25 protein-coding genes are annotated in these 25597 nt (G+C 61.1%); 7 read left to right on the top strand and 18 right to left on the bottom strand.

What is annotated here, in order from left to right:
* Positions 1-21 precede the first annotated feature (21 nt).
* From VSX58_RS11140 to VSX58_RS11105, 8 genes are all read right to left on the bottom strand, one after another.
* Complete coding sequence (locus VSX58_RS11140; RefSeq protein WP_327618131.1) at positions 22-183, bottom strand: hypothetical protein; 162 nt, start codon at positions 181-183, stop codon at positions 22-24.
* Positions 184-326: 143 nt separating this feature from the next.
* A complete protein-coding gene (locus VSX58_RS11135; RefSeq protein WP_327618130.1) occupies positions 327-2408 on the bottom strand; it encodes a heavy metal translocating P-type ATPase in 2082 nt (693 codons plus the stop codon).
* Positions 2405-2707, bottom strand: a complete 303-nt coding sequence (locus tag VSX58_RS11130; protein ID WP_327613369.1) for a YtxH domain-containing protein — start codon at positions 2705-2707, stop codon at positions 2405-2407. The genes VSX58_RS11135 and VSX58_RS11130 overlap by 4 nt, the downstream gene beginning before the upstream one ends.
* Entirely contained in the window at positions 2694-3008 is a 315-nt protein-coding gene (locus VSX58_RS11125) for a hypothetical protein (RefSeq protein ID WP_327613370.1), read from the bottom strand. The genes VSX58_RS11130 and VSX58_RS11125 overlap by 14 nt, the downstream gene beginning before the upstream one ends.
* On the bottom strand, positions 2992-3687 hold the full coding sequence (locus VSX58_RS11120; protein WP_327618129.1) for a YtxH domain-containing protein: 696 nt from the start codon (positions 3685-3687) through the stop codon (positions 2992-2994). Before VSX58_RS11120 ends, VSX58_RS11125 begins: the two co-directional genes overlap by 17 nt.
* A gap of 17 nt (positions 3688-3704) precedes the next feature.
* On the bottom strand, positions 3705-4031 hold the full coding sequence (locus VSX58_RS11115; RefSeq protein WP_327618128.1) for an HMA2 domain-containing protein: 327 nt from the start codon (positions 4029-4031) through the stop codon (positions 3705-3707).
* 468 nt (positions 4032-4499) lie between these two features.
* Positions 4500-5687, bottom strand: coding sequence for an MFS transporter (locus tag VSX58_RS11110; RefSeq protein ID WP_327618127.1), 1188 nt, complete (start codon positions 5685-5687; stop codon positions 4500-4502).
* A gap of 3 nt (positions 5688-5690) precedes the next feature.
* The gene (locus VSX58_RS11105; protein WP_327618125.1) at positions 5691-6386 is read right to left on the bottom strand and encodes a type 1 glutamine amidotransferase domain-containing protein; all 696 of its coding nucleotides are present in this window, start codon (positions 6384-6386) and stop codon (positions 5691-5693) included.
* Positions 6387-6539: 153 nt separating this feature from the next.
* Between VSX58_RS11105 and VSX58_RS11100 the strand changes: the two genes are divergently transcribed.
* The gene (locus VSX58_RS11100; RefSeq protein WP_327618124.1) at positions 6540-7451 is read left to right on the top strand and encodes a LysR family transcriptional regulator; all 912 of its coding nucleotides are present in this window, start codon (positions 6540-6542) and stop codon (positions 7449-7451) included.
* 105 nt (positions 7452-7556) lie between these two features.
* Here the strand turns inward: VSX58_RS11100 and VSX58_RS11095 are convergent, their stop codons facing one another.
* The gene (locus tag VSX58_RS11095) at positions 7557-8417 is read right to left on the bottom strand and encodes a DMT family transporter (RefSeq protein ID WP_327618122.1); all 861 of its coding nucleotides are present in this window, start codon (positions 8415-8417) and stop codon (positions 7557-7559) included.
* 18 nt (positions 8418-8435) lie between these two features.
* Here VSX58_RS11095 and VSX58_RS11090 point away from each other — a divergent pair, with 18 nt between their 5' ends.
* A complete protein-coding gene (locus tag VSX58_RS11090) occupies positions 8436-9920 on the top strand; it encodes an aminotransferase-like domain-containing protein (protein WP_327618121.1) in 1485 nt (494 codons plus the stop codon).
* A gap of 550 nt (positions 9921-10470) precedes the next feature.
* Entirely contained in the window at positions 10471-10836 is a 366-nt protein-coding gene (locus tag VSX58_RS11085) for an HMA2 domain-containing protein (RefSeq protein ID WP_327613377.1), read from the top strand.
* A 100-nt stretch (positions 10837-10936) separates the two neighbouring features.
* Here VSX58_RS11085 and VSX58_RS11080 read toward each other — a convergent pair whose 3' ends face one another.
* On the bottom strand, positions 10937-11818 hold the full coding sequence (locus tag VSX58_RS11080; protein WP_327618120.1) for a LysR family transcriptional regulator: 882 nt from the start codon (positions 11816-11818) through the stop codon (positions 10937-10939).
* A gap of 101 nt (positions 11819-11919) precedes the next feature.
* Between VSX58_RS11080 and VSX58_RS11075 the strand changes: the two genes are divergently transcribed.
* Complete coding sequence (locus VSX58_RS11075) at positions 11920-13074, top strand: alpha/beta fold hydrolase (protein ID WP_327618119.1); 1155 nt, start codon at positions 11920-11922, stop codon at positions 13072-13074.
* 52 nt (positions 13075-13126) lie between these two features.
* On the opposite strand, the gene VSX58_RS11070 is transcribed toward VSX58_RS11075, so the two are convergent.
* Both VSX58_RS11070 and VSX58_RS11065 read right to left on the bottom strand, forming a co-directional pair.
* A complete protein-coding gene (locus tag VSX58_RS11070; protein WP_327618117.1) occupies positions 13127-13519 on the bottom strand; it encodes a VOC family protein in 393 nt (130 codons plus the stop codon).
* 105 nt (positions 13520-13624) lie between these two features.
* Positions 13625-14995, bottom strand: a complete 1371-nt coding sequence (locus VSX58_RS11065; protein ID WP_327618116.1) for an MFS transporter — start codon at positions 14993-14995, stop codon at positions 13625-13627.
* Positions 14996-15129: 134 nt separating this feature from the next.
* Here VSX58_RS11065 and VSX58_RS11060 point away from each other — a divergent pair, with 134 nt between their 5' ends.
* Both VSX58_RS11060 and VSX58_RS11055 read left to right on the top strand, forming a co-directional pair.
* On the top strand, positions 15130-16017 hold the full coding sequence (locus VSX58_RS11060; RefSeq protein WP_327618115.1) for a LysR substrate-binding domain-containing protein: 888 nt from the start codon (positions 15130-15132) through the stop codon (positions 16015-16017).
* A gap of 105 nt (positions 16018-16122) precedes the next feature.
* Positions 16123-17019, top strand: a complete 897-nt coding sequence (locus VSX58_RS11055; RefSeq protein ID WP_327618114.1) for a LysR family transcriptional regulator — start codon at positions 16123-16125, stop codon at positions 17017-17019.
* Positions 17020-17053: 34 nt separating this feature from the next.
* Here VSX58_RS11055 and VSX58_RS11050 read toward each other — a convergent pair whose 3' ends face one another.
* The 6 genes from VSX58_RS11050 to VSX58_RS11025 all read right to left on the bottom strand — a co-directional run bounded on the left by VSX58_RS11050 (position 17054) and on the right by VSX58_RS11025 (position 22732).
* Positions 17054-17830 carry an L-threonylcarbamoyladenylate synthase gene (locus VSX58_RS11050; protein ID WP_327618113.1) on the bottom strand — a complete coding sequence of 259 codons (777 nt, stop codon included), beginning with the start codon at positions 17828-17830 and terminating at the stop codon, positions 17054-17056.
* 641 nt (positions 17831-18471) lie between these two features.
* A complete protein-coding gene (locus VSX58_RS11045) occupies positions 18472-19245 on the bottom strand; it encodes a DUF3750 domain-containing protein (protein WP_327618219.1) in 774 nt (257 codons plus the stop codon).
* Between the two features lie 11 nt (positions 19246-19256).
* The gene (tsuB, locus tag VSX58_RS11040; protein WP_327613384.1) at positions 19257-19481 is read right to left on the bottom strand and encodes a thiosulfate utilization sulfurtransferase TsuB/YeeD; all 225 of its coding nucleotides are present in this window, start codon (positions 19479-19481) and stop codon (positions 19257-19259) included.
* A 20-nt stretch (positions 19482-19501) separates the two neighbouring features.
* A complete protein-coding gene (gene tsuA / locus VSX58_RS11035; protein WP_327618112.1) occupies positions 19502-20557 on the bottom strand; it encodes a thiosulfate utilization transporter TsuA/YeeE in 1056 nt (351 codons plus the stop codon).
* A 223-nt stretch (positions 20558-20780) separates the two neighbouring features.
* On the bottom strand, positions 20781-21818 hold the full coding sequence (locus VSX58_RS11030; protein WP_327618111.1) for an AraC family transcriptional regulator: 1038 nt from the start codon (positions 21816-21818) through the stop codon (positions 20781-20783).
* On the bottom strand, positions 21815-22732 hold the full coding sequence (locus VSX58_RS11025) for a GGDEF domain-containing protein (RefSeq protein ID WP_327618110.1): 918 nt from the start codon (positions 22730-22732) through the stop codon (positions 21815-21817). Before VSX58_RS11025 ends, VSX58_RS11030 begins: the two co-directional genes overlap by 4 nt.
* Before the next feature lie 346 nt (positions 22733-23078).
* On the opposite strand from VSX58_RS11025, the gene VSX58_RS11020 reads away from it, so the two are divergent.
* Positions 23079-25586 carry a TonB-dependent receptor gene (locus tag VSX58_RS11020; RefSeq protein WP_327618109.1) on the top strand — a complete coding sequence of 836 codons (2508 nt, stop codon included), beginning with the start codon at positions 23079-23081 and terminating at the stop codon, positions 25584-25586.
* Positions 25587-25597 lie beyond the last annotated feature (11 nt).

Below are 25597 nucleotides of genomic sequence, written 5' to 3'. Positions count from 1 at the left end.
CGTACTGCAGGCCCGGTTTCGTTATTCACACCGGGCCTTTTGACGGCGCGACTCTTTTACCCCGTCATGCCAGCGCCCCATAACCAGGGTATTGTAGTAATTGCCGTCGGCAAGCATTTTATCGTTCTTCAGCACGCCCTCGACGGCGACCAAAAACAAGTTTCTTGCACGGCTCGCCAGCATCGGCGCCCGTATGTATGAGCAGGGGCATCGGCCGCCGAAACGCTATTGCGGCGCATCGCGCGAGAAAGCGCGGAGCCGTACCGTTTTCCCGCCGTTATGACGATTCGCGTCCGCAGTCAGCGCCGAGCGCGCGGGTTCATCCGTCACCTGCGGTTTTTGGCCGCCAGCGAACGCAGTAACACCCCCAGCGTGGTGCCGTTGTGCAGCAGCGCGCTGGCCGTCGGCTTCAGCCAGCCCATGGCGGCCGCCAGCATAATCGAGCTGTTGACCCACTCCGTCAGCTTGATGTTGCTGTTAACCAGACGCATGGCCTCCTGAGCCAGTTCACAGGCGGTCGCCGCGCCGTCGAGGTTATCCTGCAACAGTACGGCATCGGCGGCCTGCTGCGCCAGTTCGGTACTTTGATTCATCGCCATACCGACATCGGCCTGAGTCAGCACCGGCGCATCATTGATGCCGTCGCCGATAAACAACACGCGCCGCCCTTGCCGTTGCAGATCGCGCACCACATCAACCTTGCTTTCCGGCGTCGCCTGGGCGAAGAAGCCGTCGATGGACAATTCCTGCGCCAGCTGCCGCGCCTTTTCGGTCTTATCCCCGGTCAGCAGAACGACGTTTCTCACGCCGAGTTCGCGCAGCCGCCGGATCACCCCGGCCGCCTCCGCCCGCACATTATCCTGCAGGCCGATCATGCCGACCAGCCGCTCGTTCAAACCGATGAACAACAGATGACGCCCCAGCGATTCCAACCGGTTGATTTCATCTTCAAACTCTGAAAAATCAATATCATAATGACAACTCAGAAAATGACGGCTCCCCACCACCATCCGGTGTTCGTCCAGCTCGGACAGCAGACCGTGGGCGATGACATACTCCACTTCGCCATGATTAATATGCGGCAACTCATGGTGCGCCGCCGCCGCGACCACCGCTTTCGCCAGCGGGTGGTTGCTGTGCTCCTCAACCGAGGCGGCAATGGCCAGCAAGCGCTCGGCCCAAGCCCTTTGCGGATCGAAACTGACGACATCGGTCACCAGCATATCGCCATACGTCAGCGTGCCGGTTTTATCAAACACCACGGTATCGACCGCGGCCAACTGCTCGATCGCCCGGCCGCCCTTCAGCAACAGCCCCTGACGGGCCGCGCGGCTCATGATCGATTTAAAGGCAATCGGCGTGCTCAGCTTCAGCGCGCAGGAGTAGTCCACCAGGAATACGGCGGCCAGGCGCTGCCAGTCGCGGGTCAGGGCGAAAACCGCCGCGCCCACGCCCATGGTGATGGCGACGCGCCGGTCGGCCATTTGCTGCGTCACCCGCTGGGTTTCGCTGCGCTGGCTCAACGACTCGCTGATAAAGCGCCGGATATTGGCCGTGGAAGACTCATCGCCGACCCGTTCGGCCCGGACGACGATATTGCCGTCCTGCACCTGCGTGCCGGCGTAGACCCAGGCGCCGCGCTCCCGGCGTACCGGCACGCCCTCGCCGGTCATCGAGGACTGGTTGATCAGCCCCACGCCGCGGACAACCGCGCCGTCGGCGGGAATATTGTCGCCCGGCCCCAGCAGCATCAGATCGCCGTTGACCAGCTCGCCGCTTTGGATTTCCTCACGCCGGCCTTGCCGTTCGACCCAGACCGGGTGTTCCCGGGGCTGCATCAGGTCGGCCAAAAGCGCGTCGGAATGACGGCTGGTTTCCTGTTCCAGATACTCGCCCAGCGTCAACAGCGACTGCGTGATCATCGCCGTGCGGTGATCGCCCCGCGCCATCGATAGCCCCAGCGCCATAGCGTCCAGCACTTCCACCTTCAGCTGACCGTGGGCCACGCTTTTCGCGCCTTCGGCCAGCGTGGGGGCGGTGAGCAACAGGGCCGGCAGCGCGGCCCAGCGCCGCGGCAGCAGCTGCGTCAGGGCGATGCCCCCCAGATTGAGCAGATTGTCGCTGCCGCTGTATTCCGCCTCATAGTCGCCCGAAGCGCTCTCCCGCCAGTCCAGCGCCAGCGCCTTTTGCCACAGCGTTTCGCCGTTGGTCTGCCCGCAGTCGTAGGTAATGACCGCGGAACAGGCTTCAGGACGCAGACGCACTCCGTTCACCCCGCTGAAGGAGAGCAGCCGCCGTTTCAGCCAGGCCAGACTTTCCGGGTAGCGGCGCATCTGCGGAATACGCAGCCGCACCCGTCCCGGCAATTGATGCACCCGCGTAACGGCATCAGGCAAATTAGCGATCACTCGGCATCCTGTTCACGGTTGCGGTAGTACTCAAGTTCAGCCTGTAAGTCGGCCAACCGTTCCTTCAACTCTTCCACTTCGCCGCGCACCGTGCCCCATGCTTTGCTGGCCGTCGTCGTGATGCCCCGCTGCACTTCGCGGTTGCTCAACAGATAGGCTAGCGCGGCGCCGGCGACCACGCCGGTAATCAGGTGCGCGCTGCCGTTCGCCTGACGATAAGGCGTCTGCGGCTGCGGTTGGGCGGGAGGATAAGGCGTGTAGTACGGATAGTACGCATAAGGATAATCAGGCTGTTTCATTATCTACGTCCTTTTTACTGATGGCGTCCATCAGGTAGATGCCGGCGGCGCCGGCGCTCAGCAACGTCAGCAACGTCAAGACCGGCCGGCCGGCGGTGGCGTCCGCGACGGCCATCACCGCGCCCCCCACGAGCCCCCCTTTCGCCGCATCGCGCACTACGGCGGCCGCGGTCTGATGCAGGGTTTTCTCGCCGTCCTGGTAGCGCCGCCACTGTTCAACGCAGGACGCCGTGGTGCCGACCAGCGCCCCGGCGATGACGGCCCGGCTTACCGGGCTGAGGCGATCACGATTGTTGCTCATTCCGCGGCTCCTCGCTGGCTGGCTCGGCGGCGGGCTGCGCCTGCTGGCGATGACGCTCCACCGACTCGTTGAAGCCCTCTTTCCCTGCTTTCAGCGTATCGCGAAAAATCGTTGAGCCGGTCGCGGCGGTCTCTTTCAGCGTTTCCGCGCCGCTTTTCACCCCGTCTTTCACCTTCGCGCCGCCGGTTTTGAGTAAATCGCCGGTGCTGGCGACGGTTTGCAGCAGCATATTGCGCACGCTTTCATTGGTGAGCAGCAGCGTGGCCGCGGCGCCGATCATCGCCCCTTTCCAGAACTCTTTATCGTCCATACCGATGGTGCCGATAATGCTTTTCAGGATCCCGGCCTGTTCGCCCATCATATTTTCCACCATATTCTGCGCCTGATTGTTCCAGTCAAACGCCGGCTGGGCATGGTGTTGATGATGGTGCGAGTGTTGCGGCGGCGTCATGGCCTGCGGCGGCATGCCCGGTTGAGGCGGCAGCGGATATCCCATCGGCGGGAATCCCGGCATCATATGCGGCGGGTACCACACGGGCGGCTGCGGCCAATACATCGGCGGCTGTTGAGGCGGCGCGGCGGCCTCCGCGGCGGGAGCGACGGGCGGATAATAAGGATAGCCGAACGGCGGGTAATAGGCCCCCCCTTGATTGGCAGGATTGCTATTATCATTGCTCATATGTAATTCCTTAATGATTAGGATGACGGCGCGAGCGACTGAATCAGCTGTTCCAGCGCTTGCCGGGCCGCTGCATCATCCGCGCTGAAAAGCCGCGTCAATACCGCCGGATCGATTTGTCCGGCGTCATATTCCAGCAGCAAACTTCCGGTCTGGGTATTGAGGCGATAGCTGCGCAGTACGCCGTCCGGGCGGCATAACGCCGCTAGTTTTTCCAGCTTTCCCTTGCCAAGAGTGGGGATCAGCCGATTGGTGAAGCGTAAACGCATACGTCCCGGTATATGGTGTTCCACCGTCACGAAACGGCGTAACATCATCAGCCCGCTTAACTCTTCTGACTCCATACTGCTTCCTACATCTGCAAACGTGGCGGACATCAAAACCTGCCCGGAATCAAGCGGACAAGCGTAAAAAAACAACTGCTATCATTATCAGCCGATGGAGGGGGGATTCTTTGCGGTTTATCAAGTGGCTCCGGTTTTTGTTGACCGAAACATAAAAAAACGCCGGGAGCGTTTTTTAACGTCGCTTGCGACGGCCCGAAGGGGGCGGGCAGGACGCCCGCCATAAAAAACTTCCGCAAGAAAAAAACCACGCGTTTTTGCAAGGGAATGTGGAAATTTATGCCGGCTGGCGCGCCCACCGCGCTGACAGAAATTCTTCCCCCGAATGTGTAGGGATCCCTCAGCCCGTAGGGACGCCTTATGCCCGAGGATGCCGAAAACCCACGGGGCGCCGCACGGACGAGGGAGCGTCTTTCGGCAACAGCGGGAAAACAGCGCAAATGCCGAAGCTCCATAATTCGCCCATGTTTAAAGCCGCGCGATCAGGAAGGCCGGACGCCGCATTTGCCAGCGCATCCAGACGATCCCCAGGCACACGGCAAGGGCGCCGACCCATGCCGTACTGGTCAATCCTATCGTCTCCAAACCGGCTCCGCCCAGCAGCGAACCCAGCGCGATGCCGCCATTAAATCCGGCGATGTTCAGGCCGGCCGCCACCTCCGGCGCCTGCGGCGCATGAACATGCGACAGCCCAATGACCCGCGCCTGCAAAGCCGGCACCACCGCATAGGTCAGCGCGCCCAGCAGACCGGTCAGCAACGCCATCAGCGGCAGGGATCGCGCCGACGGCCAGATCGCCAGCAGCACGGCCGCCAGGCCGACCAGCGCGATCATTACGGCCGCATCCGCCCCCTTGCGATCGGTCAATCGTCCGCCCCACGCATTGCCGATGGCCGCCATCGCGCCATAGCCCAGCATCAGCAGGCTGGCCGTGCTCTCGCTGACGCTCGTCACCCGCAGCAGAATGGGCGAAATATAAGTGTAGAGCGCGAACGATCCCGCATAGGCCAGCACGGTAATGCCCGCCGCGGCCAGCAAAGACGAATTGCACAGGGCTTTCAGGCCGTCCATCGCCCTGGCCTGCGCCGAGGCATCGTTGCGATCCCTCGGCATCATGACCAGCAACCCCAGAAAACCGCCGGCCCCGCACGCCGCCACCGCCAGGAAGATGACCTGCCAGCGCAAAACGCCGCCCAGGTAGGTGCCGAGCGGCACGCCCAGCGCCAGCGCCAGCGTGAGCCCGCCGAATACCACGGCCACCGCCGCGCCGGACCGATGCCGCCCCGCCAGCTGCGCGGCAACGCTGGACGATACGGCCAGGAACACGCCGTGCCCCAGCCCCGAGACAAAGCGGGCCGCTAGCATCGACATCAGCGCATCGGATAGGCTGACCGCCGTATTGCCCAACGTGAACAGCCCCATCGCCAGCAGCAGCAAGCGCTTGCGCGGCCAGCGCGCGGCCAGCGCCGTCAGACCCGGCGCGCCGATCGCCGCGCCCAGCGCATAGGCCGTCACCGCCGTTCCCACCTGGCTGACGCTGGCATGCAGGCCGGCGGAAATCGTGGACACCAGACCGATGGTGACGAACTCGGTGAAACCCAGCGCGAAGGCGCAGAACGCGAAGACATAGATAACCGAAGGCATGCGCTCATTCATAGCTCACCCCTTCTTCTCCGCCGTCAGCAGCGGCAGCATCGCTTCAGCCACGCCCTTGGCCGATGCCGGGTTCTGGCCCGTCAGCAGACGTTCGCTCACCACCACCCGCGCCTGGAAGTTCGGCGCGGCAAGGTGCCGGGCGCCGCGCTTTCGCAATGCGTCCGCCAGCAGGAACGGTACGGTGTCGTACAGGCCGACCGCGCGCTCCTCATCGTTGGTGAAGGCCGACACGTCTTTGCCGTCGACCAGATAGCGGCCATCGGACAGCCTGAGGTTCACCAGCCCGGCCGGACCGTGACAGACTGCCGCGACCACGCCGCCGCGCTCGTAGATGCGTACCGCGATGGCCGCCAGCTCGGCACTGTGCGGGAAGTCCCACATCGCCGCATGGCCGCCGGCGTAGAACATTGCGGCATAGGCGCCGGCATCAACCTGGGACGGCGCTAGCGTGGCTTCGGTCGCGGCGCGCAGCGTTGTATCGTTCCAGAATGCGGCATTGACCGGATCGTCCAGGTCAAGGCCGTCGACATGCGTCTTGCCGCCCTTGGGACTGACGAAATCGACGGCGTAGCCGGCATCGCTCAAGACTTTGTGCGGGTGAGCGACCTCGGAGAGATAAAAACCGCTCGGCGCGGCGTCAGCGCCGGCCGGCCCTTGGCGGTCATGGCTGGTGAGGACGAAAAGAATACGTTGCATCATCGCAAACTCCTAAGAATGAGACGCGCCGCCGAGAAAATCATCCAGATGGATCGACGGCGGCGACAGGCGGAATAGAGAGCGTTTCATTCTGACGGGCTTGATATATCCTTTAAATGACCTAAATAGACAAACACTTTCTACGGAATAACCCAAATGACCCTGCGTAATCTGGATGACCTGACGGTCTTCGTGCATGTGGCGAAGCGCCAGAGCTTCTCCGCCGCCGCGCGCGATCTGCACCTGGCGCCCAAGACCGTGAGCAAGCAGATAGCCCGGCTGGAACAGGCGCTGGGCGCTACGCTGTTCGAGCGTAACACCCGCAATCTGCGTATCACCGATGAGGGCCGCGCCATCGCCGAACGGGCGCGAGTCGCGCTGGCGGCGCTGGAAGAGCTGCAGGAACTGGCGGCCGGCGGCAGCCGGGAACTGAGCGGCGCCATTCGCCTGACGGCGCCCGCGCCGTTTGGCCGCAAGTTCGTGGCTCCGGCGATTAATGATTTTTGCCGCCGACACCCCCAGATCGGCTTCGACCTGCGTCTGTCCGATCGGGTACAGGATCTGTATAGCGGCGATCTGGACTTGGCGATTCGTATGGGCGAGTTGGCCGACTCGCGACTGGTGGCGCGACGGGTCGCCGACAACCGGCGCATTCTGGCGGCCTCGCCCGCCTACCTGAAAGCGCAGGGGAATCCCGAACAGCCGGAGGATCTGGCGCGGCACAACTGCCTGGTGTTCGCCTATCCCGGCCTACGGCAAAACGCCTGGCCGCTGCGCAGGGGGCGCCGGGAGCAATCCGTTACGGTCAGCGGCACGTTATGCAGCGATAGCGGCGACGTGCTGCACGCATGGTGCCTGGCCGGGCTGGGTATATCGCTGCGCGAAACCTGGGACATCTACGAGGAACTGCGCGACGGGCGGCTGGTGCGCGTGTTGCCGGAGTGGGAGGGCGCGCCTTCGAAGATCAGCATCGTGCGGGCGCGGCGCGAACCCGTGCCGCGCCGGCTGACGGCGTTCAGCGATTTCCTGCTGGAGCGCTGGCGGCAAGCGCCGTGGGATGCGATTTGACGCGCCCGCCTTGACGGGGGCGGCGAATGAGGCGCGGAACGCGATTATGGAACAGCGGCCGGCAAGGATGCCGCGCAACGCCGCGCGATAAGATATGGCGGCTAATCAGGCGTATTTCTTCGCCCCCGCGACGCACGCGACCGCGGCTACCGTCACCGCCAGCATCGTCCAGCTCACCTTTTCGTGCAGCAGCAGCGCGGCCAGAGCAAGTCCCATGAAAGGCTGGAATAACTGAAGCTGCCCGACTGCCGCAATGCCGCCCTGCGCCAGACCGCGATACCAGAACACGAAGCCGAGCAACATGCTGAACAATGAGACGTAGGCGAGGCCAATCCACGCCGGCGCGCCCACATGGTCGAACGAAGCGGGCAGAGTCAACGGCGCGATCGGCAGCATGATGGGCAGCGACAGCACCAGCGACCAGCTAATGACCTGCCAGCCTCCCAGCCTGCGAGAGAGGCGCGCGCCTTCCGCATAGCCCAGGCCGCATACGACAACGGCCGCCAGCATCAGCAGCTCGCCTTTCAGCGAAGCCTCGCCGTTTCCCATCAGCGCATAGCCGACAACAAAGACGGCGCCGACGATAGAGAACAGCCAAAAGAGCGGGCGCGGGCGCTCGCCGCCGCGAATCACCGCGAAGATCGCCGTACACAGCGGCAGCAGCCCGAGGAAAACGATCGAATGGGCGGACGTAACGTGTTGCAGCGCCAGGGCGGTCAGCAGCGGGAAGCCGACCACGCAGCCCAGCGCGCTCAACGCCAGAGATGGCGCGTCGGCGGCCTTCGGCCGGGGCTGCCGCAGCAGCAGAAGCAGCGCCAGGCCCAGCACGGCGGCTATGGCTGCGCGGGCGCTGGTCAGAAACGTCGGGGCGAGATCGGCGACGGCCACGCGGGTTGCCGGCAGCGATCCCGCAAAAATCGCTACGCCGATAAACCCGTTAATCCAGCCGCTTGTTGTTTTTTCCATCGGTAACTCCTTGGTTGATTGGTTTCAGTAGAGCACCGACGCGTCTGGTCAAGCCAGGCACAATCCAATACAATTAAAAAGAACTGTTATGCATATAAATCCAGTACGGTTGAGGAAAAAATGGCGCGAAGCGGCACGCGGATAGAAGCGGTAATGACGGAAATTCAATCGAAGATTGCCTCGCGCACCTATCTACCGGGGACGCGGCTGCCCTCCGTGCGCGCGCAGGCGCAGGCCATGCGGCTTTCGGTTTCGACCGTGGTGGAGGCCTATGAACGGCTGACGGCCGAGGGCGTTATTGCTGCGCGTCCAGGATCGGGGTTCTATGTGGCCGGCCCGGTCGCGCCGCTCGCGCTCACTCAGTTCGGCCCCCGGCTCGACCGAGAGGTCGATCCGCTGTGGGTGTCGCGTCAGTCGCTGGAAACCGACGCCGCCGTCCTCAAGCCGGGATGCGGCTGGCTACCCGCCGCGTGGCTGTATGAAACCGGGGTGCGCCGCGCCCTGCGCGCGCTGGCGCGGGCCGATACCACGGCGCTGACCGAATACGCCACGCCGCTAGGCCACCCGGCGCTGCGCCAGTTTCTTGCGCGGCGGCTGGCCGGCGCGGGCGTCGAGGCCTTCCCCGAACAGATCATGCTCACCGAATCGGGAACCCAGGCGATCGATCTGATTTGCCGCTTCCTGCTGGAGCCGGGCGACACCGTGCTGGTGGACGATCCTTGCTATTTCAATTTCCACGCCTTGCTCAAGGCGCATCGCGTACAGGCCGTGGGGGTGCCCTATACGCCGAACGGGCCGGATGTCGAGCGCTTCGCGGCGGCGTTGCAGCAGTACGCTCCCCGGCTCTACATCACCAATTCAGGCATCCACAACCCAACGGGCGCGACGCTTTCTCCCGTGACGGCGCACCGGCTTCTGAAGCTGGCCGACGGCTCCGATCTGGTGATTGTCGAGGATGATATTTGGGCGGACTTCGAGGTGAGTCCGGCGCCGAGGCTGGCGGCCTTCGACGGCCTGTCGCGGGTGATCCAGATTGGCAGCTTTTCCAAGACCATCTCCGCGTCGCTGCGCTGCGGCTATATCGCGGCGCGAAAGGATTGGATCGAAAACCTTGCCGATCTGAAAATCGCCACCGCCTTCGGGGGCGGACGCTTGGCCGCCGATGTCGCGCTGATGGCACTGACCGACAGCGGCTACCGCAAGCATATGGAGACGGTGCGGCTGCGGCTGGCTGCGGAAATGGCGCAGACCATCGCCCGGCTTGAAGCGCTCGGCATTAAACCTTGGCTGGTGCCCCAGGCGGGCATATACCTTTGGTGCCGGCTGCCGGAAGGCGTAGATGCCGCCGCCGTTGCGCGCGCCTGCCTGAAAGACGGCGTGGTGCTGGCGCCGGGCAACGCGTTCAGCCAGTCATTAAGCGCCGGCGACTTCTTGCGCTTCAACGTCGCGCAATCCACTGACGCTCGGATTTTCGACGTGCTGGCGCGCGCGCTTTCCGCGTAACCGGTCGCGCCGCCGGGCGCAATTCCCCATCGAGACTTCTTTGAATATGCTCGGCCCGCGGCGGGACGGCCCGGAGGGTGACGGCGGGTAGGAAACCCGTGATAAAAACGCCGGATTAAGCGTCAGCGGGTGGACAAGCCAATAGTGGTAACGTAAATTATTCGCATTGCTTTTTGCATATAAATCGCTATACCCTAAATAATTCGAGTTGCAGGACAAAAATGCCAAAGCGTTTTTGAACAGCGCTTGCGCTGACCCCGAAGGGGTGAGGCCATCAGGCCGAATAACGCGGCGACGCAGTGACAAATTCGTCAGGAGCGAATTTGACCAGCCAAAGGCTGGCCTGCGGTGAGAGGCAGGATGTCTCTCATTAATCCCCAAGAGCTTACAGCAGTAGGCGACTGGGGTGAGCGACAAATCTGCCAAGAGCAGATTTGAACGCCGCTTACGGCGGCCCCAACGGGGCGAGCTCCATGGATGGAGCGAGTAACAAAGCCAACACGCATGCAACTTAAAGTATGACGGGTATATTCGCATATCAGAGGTCGCCATGAAACCCTACCTACACCAGACCCGGAATCGTATTCGCGTTCGCTCCGACTACATACAGCGCAATCCCAAACAGGTGGAGCGGGTGGTTAAGGAGCTGAGCCGGCAGGATGGCGTGCAAGAGGTCACCCATCGCATCTACGCCGGCTCCGTCGCCATCTGTTTCGACAGTCGGAAAGTCGCCGTCGCGGAGCTGCTGGAAAAATTTGAACGGCTCGGCTGGCTGAACGCGTCCACAGACCGGGATTACATCGACAGCACTATCCGCCGGGGCGCGAAAACGCTGCTGAAGGGGCTGGCCATCGGCGCGCTAAAACGCACCGTCGGCGGCCCGATTATTACCGCGATGAGCGCGCTGGCCCGCTGATAAATCAAGCCGGGAAGATTTCCGCGCGGCCAAGGGGTATCGCCGTTCGCGCATAGCCCCTAAATAATTCGAGCTGCGGGAGGTCGCGCGAGCCGCCGTATCAATAAGCGATAAACGCGGCCAGCTCCGGCGCGTCGTTCTGTTTGCGCCATGCGAAAGCCACCTCATACGCCAGCGGCGCGCCCTGTCCCGTCAGCGGACGGAAGGCGACATTATCCCAGCCGCAGCCTTGCATAAATTCAGGCACCAGCGCGACGCCCAGTCCCGCCGCCACCAATCCTACGATGGTTTCCATCTGCACCGCCTGCTGCGCTATCCGCGGGGCAAATCCCGCGCGTTCGCAGGCGGTATGGATGGTTCGATATAGCCCCGGTCCTTCGCTCTGGGGAAACATAACCCAGGGTTCGTTCGCCAGCGCGCCAATAGTCAGCGCGGCCGCCTCGGCCAGCGCATGATCTCGCGGCAGGGCGGCGACCAGCCGGCTGGAGAGCAGCGTCCGCAGAGCCAGATGCGAAGCCGCATACTCCGGCACGGGCAAGGCGACGATAGCGATATCGAGCCGATCTTCCAGCAGGGCTTTAACCTGCCGCGCGCTGGTCGCTTCGTGCAGGTCCAGCGCGATATCCGGGCGATCCCGGCTGAAGCGGGCGACCATATCGGGCAGACGGTGGCGCACGGCGCTGGCGACGAAGCCAATGCGCAGCGAACCGGTCAGCCCCTGCCCCGCGCGCCGCGTCAGCGCCTCGGCGCGGGCCATCTGCGCCAGTGTCCGCTGAGCCTCTTTTTGCAGCACTTCCCCGGCGGCGGTTAACCCGGTAATACGATTGGCGCGCTCAAACAGGCGCACGCCCAGCGCCTCCTCCATATTACGGATGGCGGCCGTTAGCGGCGGCTGAGCCATATTCAGCCGTTCGGCCGCCCGGCGGTAGTTCATCGTTTCCGCAACGGCCAAAAACTGCCGCAGCTGGCGTAGGCTTAACATAAATCGATACCTTTAATGTATTAACCGACGATATAGATAGTATTAGACATATCATTGTCGCGTGCCGATGATAAATCTTATTTCACTCGGAGAATACGACGATGACGCATTCAGACGCTTCACGCTTCAGCGCGGGCTGGAATGGAAAGATACTGGCCGGCCTGCTGCTGGCCGCGGCGCCGCTGGCGTCCGCCGAGGGAACCGGGCAAAAGACGGCGCCCGGCGGCGGCGTTGAAACCTTGGCCGAAACCGCGATCGTCAGACAGGATCGATACGTTTCCGTGCAGCCGGGCGTAACGCTGTTCATCAGAGAAATCAGACCGGCGGCGCCCTCCGCCGGCCGCGCGGCGCCGGTGCTGCTGCTGCATGGCGCCCGCGTGCCGGGCGTCGCCTCCTTCGATCTGTCGGTGCCGGGCGGGTCGCTCGCCGGCGATCTGGCGGCGGCGGGCCATCGCGTTTACCTCCTGGACCTGCGCGGCTACGGTTTTTCCAGCCGGCCGGCGGCCATGAGCGAACCGCCGGAACGCAGCGCGCCGCTGATGCGTACGGCCGACGCCGTCGACGACATCGGCGCGGCGGTCAGCGCCATTATGCAGTGGAGCCAAAGCGACAAGGTCAGCATCCTTGGCTGGGCGACCGGCGGACACTGGGCCGGCGCCTACGCCGCGCAATATCCGCAACACGTCGAGCGGCTGGTGCTCTACAACACCCTTTACGGCAGCAGCAGCCGCCACGACACCCTCGGTCTGGGATCGCCGCTCGACACACCCGGAAAACCGGGCGTCTTTAACGCATCCCGCTTCGGCGGCTATCGGGTCAATACGCGCGCCAGTCTATTCCCCGCCTGGGACGACGGCATTCCGTCGCAGGACAAGACGCGCTGGCGAGATGAACGGGTCGCGCAGGCTTATGCCGATGCGGCGCTGGCTTCGGACTACACCGCTTACCGCAGGGATCCCCCCGGTTTCCGAGCGCCTTCCGGCGCCATGGCCGACAGTTTTGAACTGGCGATAGGGAAAAAACAGTGGCAGGCGTCGCGGCTTGCCATGCCGGTGCTGGTCATTCGCTCAGAGAGAGATTTCTGGAGCCGCGCGCAAGATGCCGCCGCGCTGGCGCAGGAGGCGCCCGACGCGCGGGCGCTGACCATCCCTGGGGCCACGCACTTCGTCCATCTCGACCGGAACGAGGCCGGAAGAGAGCGGTTTTTCTCAGCCGTAAACCGCTTTCTGGCGGCCCCGGCGGCATACAAGCGGTAGCGCCGGCGCCCGTCGCCGTTTCCAGATATCATGGGCGAACAGCCCTCGGCGATTATGCTACGCGATGGCAGACCGCTTCCAGATTGTAGCCATCGGGATCGCGAACAAACGCGGCATAATAATCGGGATGGTAGTTCGGACGCAGGCCGGGCCGACCGTTATCCTCGCCGCCCGCGGCGATAGCCGCGATAAAAAACGCATCGACGTGCGCCCGCGATTCGGCGCTGAATGCGAAATGGGTCGCGGGACGCGATGAAACATCCCCTTGAAAGATCCAGAAGTCTCCGCCGGGATCGGTCGATTGACCGTATCCGTCGGCGATACCGAAGCTAATCGCGGAGGGCCGCGTTTTTATCCGACAGTAACCCAGAGGGGCCAGCGCCTGTTCATAAAATCGCCGACTGCGTTCGATATCCGAAACCGGAATGCAAAAATGATCCAGCATGTGTTTTTCCTTCTTTATCTCGCGGCGTTAGGATTTGGGCTTAATCACTTAACGCCGGCCTGATTACGAAAAAATGAACCCGGCGAAGAGGCGGCCGGCCCGCGCTTATTCTAGCCTGCCGATATCCTCCGTCAGCAGCGCGCCCAGCAGGGCAAAACCGATCAACGCGGCGAAAGCGTAGTGAAAACCGGCCATGCCGGTATGGGCGTTGAGAATAATCACCATCAGGGCGAGGGCTATCGCCCCGCTGGCGTACTGCGCCGTAATCATCACTCCGCTGGCTATCCCCTGACGATCGTCCGGCACCTCGCTCATGCCGACCACAAATTTGGCGGTGTAGATCATACCGTGCCCTACGCCGCTCAGCAGCAGGCCGGGGATAAACAGCGGCCAGTCGAGGCGGTCGAGGGAGAAAACGATAAGCAGCAATCCCGCGGCCCCCAGCAGAAACCCCCAGCGCAGCACCCTGAGCGCCGGGATGCGCGTAAACAGTTTACCGGCGATGGCGTTGCCGACAATAATCATCAGCGTCAACGGAATAAACAGCAGAGCGGTCTGCAACGCGCTGTAGCCGTAGCGTTCCTGCATCAGTAGGGTGAGCAGAAACAGCTCGGTTCCCACGCTGGCCATATATAACGCGCTGGAAATGCTGCCGCGCCGCAGCGAGGCCAGTCCGCGGACGCCACGGTCGACCAACGGCCGCCTGCCGTATTTCTCGCCGAGTAGAAACAGCGATAGAGAGATCGCGCCCGCTCCCAGCCAGCGGTGAGTGTTGCCGTGGTTAAGGCCATGATCGGCCAACGATGTCATCGCCAGCGCGATACTCAGCACGCTGACGGTTCCCAATAACGACGACAGCAGCGGCAGCGTTTTACGCCGCGCCGGGCGAACGCTGGCGGAAAAATAGCGGCGCGCGGACCAGATGCATAGCAACCCGATCGGCACATTGACCAAAAACACCAGCCGCCAGCTGATTTGGGTGAAAATGCCGCCCAGCGCCACGCCGGCGACGAGCCCCGCGGCGCCCACGGCGCTCCACAGGGTTAACGCCTTCTCCCGTTCGCGTCCCGAACTGAAGTGGTGTGAAATCAAGGCGATAATGGATGGTTGCAGAAGCGCCGCCCCCAGTCCCTGAATGCCGCGAGCGACGATCAGCGCGGCGGCGGAGGTGGTTATCCCGCCCAGCAGCGATGCCAGACTAAACAGCGCCACGGCAAAAATGAAGATATTTTTGGCGCCGGCCGCATCGCACAGCCGCCCGCCGGCCAGCAAGAAACCCGCGAATATCACGCCATAGGCGGAAACGATCCATTGCGCGTGCGCGTTGGCCAATTGCAGGCTGCCGGCGATGCCGGGCAGCGCGACATAGATAATCGAATAGTCCAGCGCGATAACGAATTGCGCCAGCGATAGCGTGATCAACGCGCACGTTAAGCGCGACCGGAGATCGCCATCCTCAGAAATAGAGCTCGCCATCACCTTCCCCCTCATAAAAACATGTTTAAATAATGAATTGAATTCATCATCAAAGCGGCGTTTAATCAGCTTACTTCCGATAATAACGGCAACTCAAAGTCATTGATTTCATCCATGGATGAGATAAATTCATCATGATAAAAAAACGTTTACCGCCATTGGGCGCGCTCCGGGCCTTCAACGCCGTCGCCGTTCACCGCAGTTTTAAACTGGCCGCCGATGAGATCGGCGTCACCGCCACCGCAATCAGCCACCAAATACGCCTATTGGAAGAGCGGCTGGCAACGAAGGTGTTCGAACGCAGCGCTAAAGGCGTCGCCTTGACCGCCGCCGGCGAGATACTTTTTCACACCACGCTGCACGTCTTTAACGCGCTACAGGAGAGCGTAGAAAAAATTCACGCCGTTACCCCACCGCCGGTGTTAACCATTACCACCACGTCGAATTTTCTTACCCACTGGCTGGTTCCGCGCCTGGCCGGGCTGAAGACAACGCTGCCGGATATCGATTTACGTCTGCATACCAGCGTGGAGCGCATTGACTTAACAAGGAAAACGGTGGATGCGGCGATCCGCTACCGCGAGGAGAAAGAGGAAGCGCTGACTTCGACGCTGCTTTATCAGGATCGTTTTGTACTTATCGCCAGCCCGATGCTGGCCGTCAGACGGCCGGAAGATTTGCTCTCGGCAACGCTGCTGCACGTCGACGGCCGCCACGTGCCCGCGCTTGCGCCAAGCTGGGAGAACTGGCGCAGCCGCTTCGGCCCCGCCGCGCTGAATAGCGACGCCGGCTTACGCTTTACCGACGAAACCCATGCCATTCAGGCGGTGGTCGCCGGCCAGGGAGTGGCTATCGTCAGCGACCTGCTGGCGCACGATTTCATTCGGCAGGGCGTTCTCTGCGCGCCGTTTGCAGATTATCTTCCCGGCGCGAACTACTACCTTGTGACGCTGCCCGAGTATGCCGAACGGCAAGATATCGCCCGGTTGAGAAGCTGGCTGCTGAGCAAGATGCGGGATTAACCTCGCGGCGGCAATATCTCACGCCTCATTTTTCCCGGCCGTCGTTCAGGAAAATCGTGTTAGCATCGCCAAGGGCTTCCGGGCGGAAAACAATAAGGAGCAGGAGTGAATAAGCTTGATAATCTCACCGGGATGATCGTGTTCGCCAATGTGGTCGAAACGTTGAGCTACACCGACGCCGCCAATCAATTAAATATGGCCAAGTCGTCGGTGAGTAAAGAGATCTCCCAACTTGAAATCAGGCTCGGGGCCAAACTTTTACAAAGAACCACCCGAAAAATTCAGGTGACCGAACTGGGATTGGCCTATTACCAATATTGCCATCGCATTCTGCAAGAGATGAAAGGAGCCGAGCTATTCATCAGGCAAACGCATGAAGATCCCAGCGGCAGTTTGCGTATTGCGGCCCCGGTCACTTTCGGCACGCAGTGCGTTATGCCGGTTATCAACAAGTTTATTAAAAAAAATATTCACATTACCGTCGATCTTGATTTAACCGACCGGCCGATTAATATCGACGATGAATATTACGATGTCGCCATCGCTATTGCGCGGGAATTACCGAAAAACGCGTCATTTAAACCGCTGATCGATATCGAATGGGGATTATATGCCAACGAGAAATACGTTAAATCGCACCCTGTTATTACCCATCCCAGCGAATTGCCGCGCCACGATTATCTGCTTTTTCGCGGCAATGCGCACACCATCTCCTTACCTTTTCATAAAGATAAGCAGAAGCTGAATATCGAGGTCCACTGCCGGCTGCGCGCGAATAACAGCGGCGCGTTATTAAATGCGGCGCTGGATAATCTCGGCATTGCCTATCTTCCGGCCTATATCACCGACGACTACGTCAAAAAAGGCGATATCGTGCGTCTGCTGCCGCAGTGGCAGATGGATACCTACAACTCTTACGCGCTGTTTAAAAACGAACAATTCAACGCGCCGCGGATCGGATCTTTTATCGCAAGCCTGCAAAACGCGCTGTCCGCCGGTTAAAAGAGCGGCCGGCGCGAAGAATCGCCGCGCCGCATCAGTAATAGTTGCCGTGGCGATAGTCCCAGCTAGGGAAAATATCGCTGAGGATCGCCATAATCCGCTCCACCTGCAGCCCTTTGCGGATCAGCGTCGGGCAAGGCGCGACGCCGCGCCGGCCGTGCTGCTCCGGCACCAGTTTTCCCGACTCATCGACCAGCGAGACCATCACGCCCTGCTCGTAGCGGGTTTCATCCGATTCGTTGGGCTGGATGGATTTAACGTAATCGTCGGCCTCAATAATCAAATCCGCGCGCTGCGCGATGCGCTCGCCGATGCCCTCCACCTGCCCCCGGTTCCCTTTCCCCGAAGGGTTGGCGGAGCTGGCGAACGCGAAGCGCCCCTGTTCCCACAGCGTACGGGCGATATTCTCTCCCGGCGTGCCGAACTTGATCACGAAACAGCTGGTCTCGCGGCCGTCCATCATCAGCGCCCGGCTGCCGTCATTGGGGATTAACGCCTTTCCTTCCGGCTTCCAGGGCAGAATACAGCCCAGTAAAATATCCTGCCGCCAATGGCGCTCATACAGCCGCTCGATTTCCGGCGTCATCTGGGCCAGCGCCTTTACCTGCTCCAGCGAACCGCACAGCACCACGCCCGGCTTATTACGCTTGCGCTGTTTGGCTTCGAATTTACGCTCCAGCCCTTCGGCATCCGAAGTCATAATGATATAGCCCACTTTGGTGGGGCTGACGATCATCCCGCCCTGGCCGGATAAAATAGCCAGCGCTTCCGGCTGCACGCCGCCATTCCACTTAATCATTTTCTCTTTCATTTATATTTCCCCATTATCTTTATGCTTATTTAAAACGGCATTCGGCGTATCGATAGATATAAAAAATAAATTATCGGCGCAGCCTGTTGTTACCGACGATTAATTTATCCAGATAAACGTTCCCTAACTCATTCAATTCGCCGGACAATAACGCCGCTGGCGACGCCCCCAACGGGGCGAATAACAAAGCCAACGCACAGGCAACTTGAAGTATGACGAGTATATTTGAAGTCGGGATTATCATAACGCGCCATAGCGGATTAACAATGAATATCATTGTTAATCCGCCATTGTTTCCGCCTGGAAACAATCGTTCATTTTATTAATAAATTGTATTGCGACAATAAAAAATAACGGCGCTTGTATATACCCTAAATAATTCGAGTCGCTTTTCAAAAACTCCAAAGCGTTTTTGAACAGCGCTTGCGCTGGCCCCACGGATGGGGCGAATAATAAATCCAACGCACAGGCGACTCGAAGTATGACGGGTATATCGCAGCCGGCGAATATGGGCGGCGTCAGCCTAATGCCGATCGTTTACGCATCGAGATACGCGGGGCGACCGCCGGGGTGAGGCATCCCTACGGGAGCCTCCCCCGGTGTTTCCCCTAAAAATCGGCCTAAGTGACCCGTATTCGACGTCAGTCTTCCTCTTTTTTCACCTCGGCATAACCGAGCCGGCCGATAAAGGGTAAACGCAGCGCCGGAGAGGTAAAGTCCACGCCCAGATTGAGCCCCAGCACATTGATCTCGACGCCCTCTTCCGCGCCCAGCGTCAGCCCCAGCACGCCGAGCAGCGATAGCTGCACGCCCTTGCCGGAAGGGGGCAAACCGATCGGACGCGTCAGCGGACGATAATCCTTACCGACGGCGTTGGCCGGCATATCCAGTTTCAGCGCCGGCACTTCCCGGCCGATATGCGCAATAAAGGTATTACTGTTCGGTCCGGGCCAGGCGCGGTAGGTATGGGGATAGGGATAGCTTTCGATCGCCGCTTCAATCCGCGGGATCATGGCGGCGGCCGCGGCGCCCCGATGATCCGCCAGCAGCGCCGGACGGGCGCCGTACCAGTATCCGTCGGGCAGCGATCGGTTACGGCGAATCACATTATCGTCGCCCCAACGGGTGACCTCATAGCGGCTGTATCGCGTTTCGCCGGCCTTTTTGAAGACGATCCAGGGGTGAACCGCCACCAGCCCGCGCCAGCCGTAGGTGGGCGCCGCGTAGACCTGCACGATCGCCGTCTGACGGAATTTCAGCGGATCGGGCGCGATGCCGGCGGAATCGCGCCGGGCGCCCCAAAAGCTCTGCCCGCCGAACGTCTCCCCGCGCTGCGGCGCCTGCGCGTAACTCTGCCAAAATGAGAGCAGCAGCACGCCGATAAACCCGATGCTCAGCGCCTTGAGGCAGCCCATAAAGCGGTCAATCAGCCTTTTTTCACGGTGATGCTCCACTGCGCGTCGCCCACCTGCCGATAGTCGGAAACGGTGTGCCCCTCTTCCGCGGCCCAGAGCGGAATGCTCTCCGTCGCCTGGGTGCAGTCGAAATCGATGACCAGCTCATCGCCGGCTTGCAATTGCGCCATCGCCGCCTGCGCTTCGATCAGCGGAAACGGACAGACCTGGTTTACGACATCAAGTTTTTTAATCATAACAACCTCAAATTAGCTTATCAGACGGAAACGGATTGCAGACGCGCCTGACGTTGCGGACGAACAAACAGGTACCAGGAAGCCGTCCATACCCCGAGAATCATGAAAATCAGCCCAATCCAGCCCTGCCAGGTGATCATGGCGGTCATCACCAGGCCATTGCCGATGGAGCATCCGCCGGCGACGCTCGCGCCGAATCCCATCAGGATCCCCCCGGCGAAGCTGCGCACCGAGGTCGCGGCATCGGCGGGCCGAATGCGGAACTCACGGCTGCCCTTGGCGGCGATAAACGATCCCAGGAAAATGCCCAGCACCAGAAAAACGCCCCAGTTAAGAAATTTGTCATTTCCAATCACCAAATATTGCAGAATATTGGCGCTGGGCGCGGTAATCCCTAAGCCGAAAACGCGTCCGGTAGCGGCGCTGAGCGGCCAGGCAAGCAACGCGATCAGGCCGATCAATACGGCGGTGGCGAACGGATGCCAGCGTTTTTCAAATAACAAATGGGCGAGACCCGATCTCTTCGCCGGCAGAGAGGCGATGTTAAGCCTGGGCTTTTTCAGCTCTTTCACCGCCAGCCACAGGGCCACCAGAACCAGCAGCGCGATAAACGGCCACGGCGACAGGCCGAAGGTATCGGCGATAGAGTTGTGTTCCGTACTCAGCGACTTGATCTGACGATTAAACGCGGCCAGATGATCGGATCGCATCACGGCGCTGGCGAGCATATAGGCGAACAGCGCAATCCAGCTGCCGATAAGCCCCTCTCCGGCCCGGTACCAGGTGCCGGTCGCGCAACCACCGGACATCACAATGCCGATGCCGAAGACATAGCCGCCGAGAATGGTGCCGAACCAGGGGAAAGCGCCGGCATCATAGTTCAACCGCCCGGCGGCGATCAGGGCAAAAACCCCGACGCTCTGAATCGCAATAGCAATCAACAAGGCGTAAAAAATACGGTTGTTTTTGGCGATGTACATATCGCGAAAGCCGCCGGTAAGGCAGAACCGCCCCCGTTGCATCACAAAGCCGAGCAGCGCGCCGCACAACAGCCCGGTGAAAATCATTTGCAGCATAGTAAATCGATCGCATTCAAATTATAAGGTAATCAAAGTATTCGCTTCTCGGTCCCGTCCAGCAAATAACCAAAAAAGATAATATATAGAGAAATGAAATTAGCCCGCGCCGGCGTGGTTAAACCGCTCGGCGCGGGCGTCGGGCGGCAGGGCAAGCGCCGGCGGCGCGTCCGTCGGAAAGAACCGCCTGTCGCGGCGGGCGGAACGGCTAAAGACCGGGGCGTCAGTACGCCGGCAGCGAAGAGAGGAAGCTGGGCGTCACGCCGGTCCAGCGGCGAAACGTGCGGCGAAAGTTATTGATATCGCTGATATTCAGATGCTGCGCCACCTCTTCATTATTTAACCCGTTGAACCAATAGAGAAATAGCGCGGTGTGCTTGCGCACCCGATCCCACTGCTGCTGGAAGCTGCTATCGTGCTTGCGCAGCTTACGTTTCAGCGTGGCGGGACTCATGCCGAGCGTCGCGGCGATGCGTTCAAGGTTGAGGGGTTCGCGCAGATTGCGGCGCAGATGGTCGTAAAAATAATCTATAAAGCCGCGGTGCGGCCCCAGCGTCGCCAGCTGCTGCTGACACTGCTGGCGTACGGCGGCGCAAACGGTGCTGTTGGCGTGGGGCGACGCCAGCCGGGCGTATTCTACCGGCAGCAGCATCATATTCAGCGGCTGGTCGAAGCTTAAGCCGTCCCCCAGATGCACCCAATATTGTTCGATATGACGCGGCTGGCGGTAGTTAAACAAAAAGCGCCAGGGTAAAGGGCGCTGCGGACAGAGCGAGCGGCCGAGGGCCACGATGGAGGTCATGGCGGCCTCCAGCAGAAAACGCTGCCGCCCCGCATCCGCCCCGCTTTGCGGCCAATAGAGGCAAAGATAGCGATCGTCCAGATGCATGCGCGGCGCCAGCAGCGGGCTGAACAGGCTGCAAAAACGCGTAACGTCGTCCAGCGCCTGCTGCAGGTTATCCGCCTGCTGCAGTACATGGCTGAAGTTGCCGTAACAGCCGGGCAGCGAACGCTGGCCGAACAGAAAGCTGCTATCGTCGGCATCGAGCAGGCGTATGCTGTTGTCGATAAACTGGCCGAACTGGCGCTGGCTAAAGCGCGCCGTGCCGGCGGCGATATCCTCAAGAAAGACGCCGGTGCCGCGCAGCAGGCGGTGCCCGCCGATATCCCGCGACAGCGCCAGATCGATCAGAATTCCCGGCTGATGGTGCCCGACGATAAAACGCTCATCGCACTCATACCAGCGTTCGCTTCCCGTCATCCGGCTACCCTGCCCGGCGCGGCTTTGACCTGACTCAGGGTATAATTCAGACGCTGCAGCAGCCGCTCCTGATCCTCGTCTAGCGCCATAACCGCGGCGACGCTGGCCTGTAGCCTGACGCGCTCGCCATGCCGCTGAGTGTGATGCGCCAGAGCGGCGATCGCCGCGCTCAGGTCCTGCGCCATCATGTCCGCCTGCTGTTCGCCGGTATTGGGCAATAAGGCGACGAAGCGGTCGCCGGCCAGCCGACACAGCAGATCCTGCCGGCGCAGATTGAGCAGCAGCAGTTGACACAGCGCCTGCAGCACATAATCGCCCTCCGCCGTGCCGAAGCGCCGGTTGATCGCGTCAAAATCATTTAAATCGACCACCACCAGCGACAGCGGCTGCCGTTCGGCGGCCGCCTGCTTCAGCGATAACGCCAGCTGCTTGCGCAGATAATCGGCGCCGCCCAGCGGAGTCAGTTTGTCAAACAGCAGATGTTCGCGAAACAACCGCTCGCGCTTATTTAACTGCGCGCTAATCGCCAGCTGCTCCTGATGCCAGTGGTAAATCCCCAGCGTAATCAGAATCAGGCCGAACGGCATGGGAACGTTTTCCAGCCATTCTCCCGCATTCGCCCCCGGCGGCAGCTTGATGAATTCATCCAGGCTGTCCATCCACCAGGAGAAGAAAATGCAGGCCAGCCCCAGCCCCAGCAGCGTGGTTACGCGCCCGGCGGGCCGGCTGACCAGCAGCATAACCAACCAGCTCAGCGCCAGCAGCGCCGAACCGCCTTCGGCCAACACGTCCATCCAGTCGATTATCGGCCAGGGTTTGACCTCGCCGATAATCAGTTCGATCAGCAGGCCGAGGTTGGCGAAAAAAGCCAGCAGCAACAGCTTGCTGCCGTGTTGTCGGAAGAGGCGATACATCGGTAAGACTCTTATGGGTCATCGTCGGATGACCTAAGCATACAGGCGCAGATGACGACAGAATGACAGCGCGGGGGTCAATTCAGCTCACCTCAGATGACTCTTTTTTTCGCCTGACGCCGTCAACCGCCGTCCGCCGGGAACGCTGTTGCGCTTTTTCCTTTATGCCCCGCCGGTTTGCTACAGTCATTTAAGCTCAACACGCGGGTTAAACGCCGCGATCCGCCGTCGATCCGCCCGCAACCGCCTTTACGTGTCATATAACTGACATCGGCGATTTCTAGCATCCCTTCCCCAATAAGCCGGTCAGCCAACGGCAATTCGTCGCCACTCTGGGGGAAAACACGTGAAATCACAGCGAAACAATAGGGCTTCAAGGACCATATTCAGACTTAGCGCTCTGGCGATCGCCATCGGCGGCCTGACCGTCTCCGCGCTGGCGGAAGAGACCACCGAACATGTGGAGGTCATCGGCCAGGCGGCCAGCATCGCCCAGGCGCTGAATGAACAGCGCGCTTCCGATTCCGTACGCAACGTGGTGCACGCCGACGGCGTGGCGCAGCTGCCGGACGACAACGCGGCAGAGGCGTTGCAGCGCCTGCCGGGGGTCTCGGTCGAACGCGACCAGGGCGAAGGCCGCTACGTCAGCGTGCGCGGGCTGGGGCCGGACCTGAACAGCGTGCAGATCAACGGCACCACCATGCCGTCGCCGGAGAGCGACCGCCGGGCCGTGGCGCTGGATGTGCTACCGTCGGAACTGGTGCAATCGCTGTCGGTGGTCAAAACGCTGACGCCGGATATGGACGCCAACTCGCTGGGCGGCACCGTCGAAGTCAACAGTCTGTCGGCTTTCGATCACGACGGGCTGTTTTACACCCTGGGCGCGGAGGGCGGCTATGATACCAACAGCGACAAGAGCAGCCCGAAGTTCTCCGGCGCGGTCAGCGATATTTTCAGCATCGGCGGCGGGGAAAACAATTTCGGGGTGGCGGCGGCGCTCAGCTGGCAGAAGCGCAGTTTCGCTTCGGATAACGTGGAAACCGGCGGCGACTGGGATTTCAGCGACGGCGCGCGGCTGAACGGTTTTGAACAACGGCGCTATGAAATCGAACGCGAACGCACCGGCTTCGGCCTCAATTTCGACTATAAGCCGAGCGACCTTTCCAGCTACTACCTGCGCACGCTGTACAGCCGTTTCAAAGATAGCGAAACCCGTCAGTCATCGGCCGTCGAATTCAGCGATCCGCTGGCCGAGGGGGAACAGGGCGACGCCGAGGCCAAGCGTAAGCTGAAAAGCCGCGAAGAGACCCAGGATGTCAAAAGCGTCGTCCTGGGCGGCGAACACCTGCTCGGCCCGTGGACGATCGGCGGCCAGATGGCCTACAGCCGCTCCAGCGAAAATCTGCCGGGCAGCACCTACGCCACCTTCTCCGGGCTGGATTCGTTCGCCGACAGCGGCTTTTCCGACACGGTTAAACCGTCCAGCCAAATCGGCGGCGGCTATGCCGACGCCGGCAATTACCGGCTCGACAGTATGGAGTGGGAAACGCAGAAAAGCAGCGACACCGAGAAAAATATCCGCCTCGATCTGGCGCGCGACTACAGTTGGCTTGATACCGACAACCAGGTCAAATTCGGCGGCAAACTCAGCCGGCGCGACAAGAAAAATGATATGAACGTCTGGAAATACAAAAAGCTGGGCAATTACGGCCTGTCCGACGAACAGCTCAATCTGAGCCGGTTTTCCTCCGGCAACGCTGGCTACGCCTTTGGCCAGGACGGTCCGGCGATCGATACCGCCGGCATCAACAGCCTGATCGACACGCTGGGCAAAGACGGCTTCTACGATCGGGAAGAGTCGACCATCAACGACTACCGGATGAGCGAAGACATCAACGCCGCTTACTTGATGAACACGCTGGATATCGATAACTGGCGCTTTATCGGCGGGCTGCGCTATGAAGGCACGCGCTTCACCGCCGACGGCACCGGGCTGCGCGACGGCGAGTATCAGGACTCCAACCACCGCTCCAGCTACCACGACTGGCTGCCGGGCCTGCACGCCCGCTACCGTCTGGATAAGAATACCCAGATCCGCGCGGCCTGGACCAATTCGGTGGTGCGCCCGGCGTTCGGCCAGCTGACCCCCGGCTACACCATCGATGGCGACGAGGCCGAGTTCGGCAATCCCGATCTCTCCCCGCTGAAGTCGAAAAACTTCGATTTGGGGATCGAACACTACATGGGACGCGCCGGGACGCTCTCCGGCTACCTGTTCTATAAGGATATCCGCGACTTCGCCTATCAAACCGACCTGGCCGGCAGCGGCGCCTGGGCCGATTTCAGCGAGGCCAAGACCTGGGCCAACGGCGGGAAAGCGCATCTGTACGGCGCCGAACTGGCCTACTCGCAAAAATTCGACTGGCTGCCGTCGCCGTGGAACGGCCTGCTGGCCGGCGCCAACCTGACGCTGAGCAAATCCAGCGCCCGTATCGAAGGCAGCGGCGCGTCGCGCAAAATTTCGCTGCCGGACCAGTCCGATGTGGTGGGCAACCTGATGGCGGGTTGGGAAAACGATCGGGTGAGCGTGCGTCTGTCGGCCAACTATAAGTCGGACTACCTGAGCGAAGTGGCCAACGTCAACGATAGCGCCTACGACAGCTACGTCGACGATCAGGTGTTCGTCGATCTCAGCGTACGTTACTTCCTCAGCAAACAGCTGCAGCTCTCGTTCGAGGCGCAAAACCTGACCAACGAACGCTACTACACCTATACCGGCAATTACGGCTTCAACTCGCAGTACGAACAATATGGCCCGACCTTCAAGCTGGGCGTGACTTACACCAATTTCTAAAGGGATTCGCG

This window comes from Brenneria populi (assembly GCF_036016195.1).
Taxonomy (GTDB): Bacteria; Pseudomonadota; Gammaproteobacteria; order Enterobacterales; family Enterobacteriaceae; genus Brenneria; species Brenneria populi.
The sequence above is the reverse complement of the archived record's forward strand: the minus strand, read 5'-3'. Positions and strand labels throughout refer to the sequence as shown.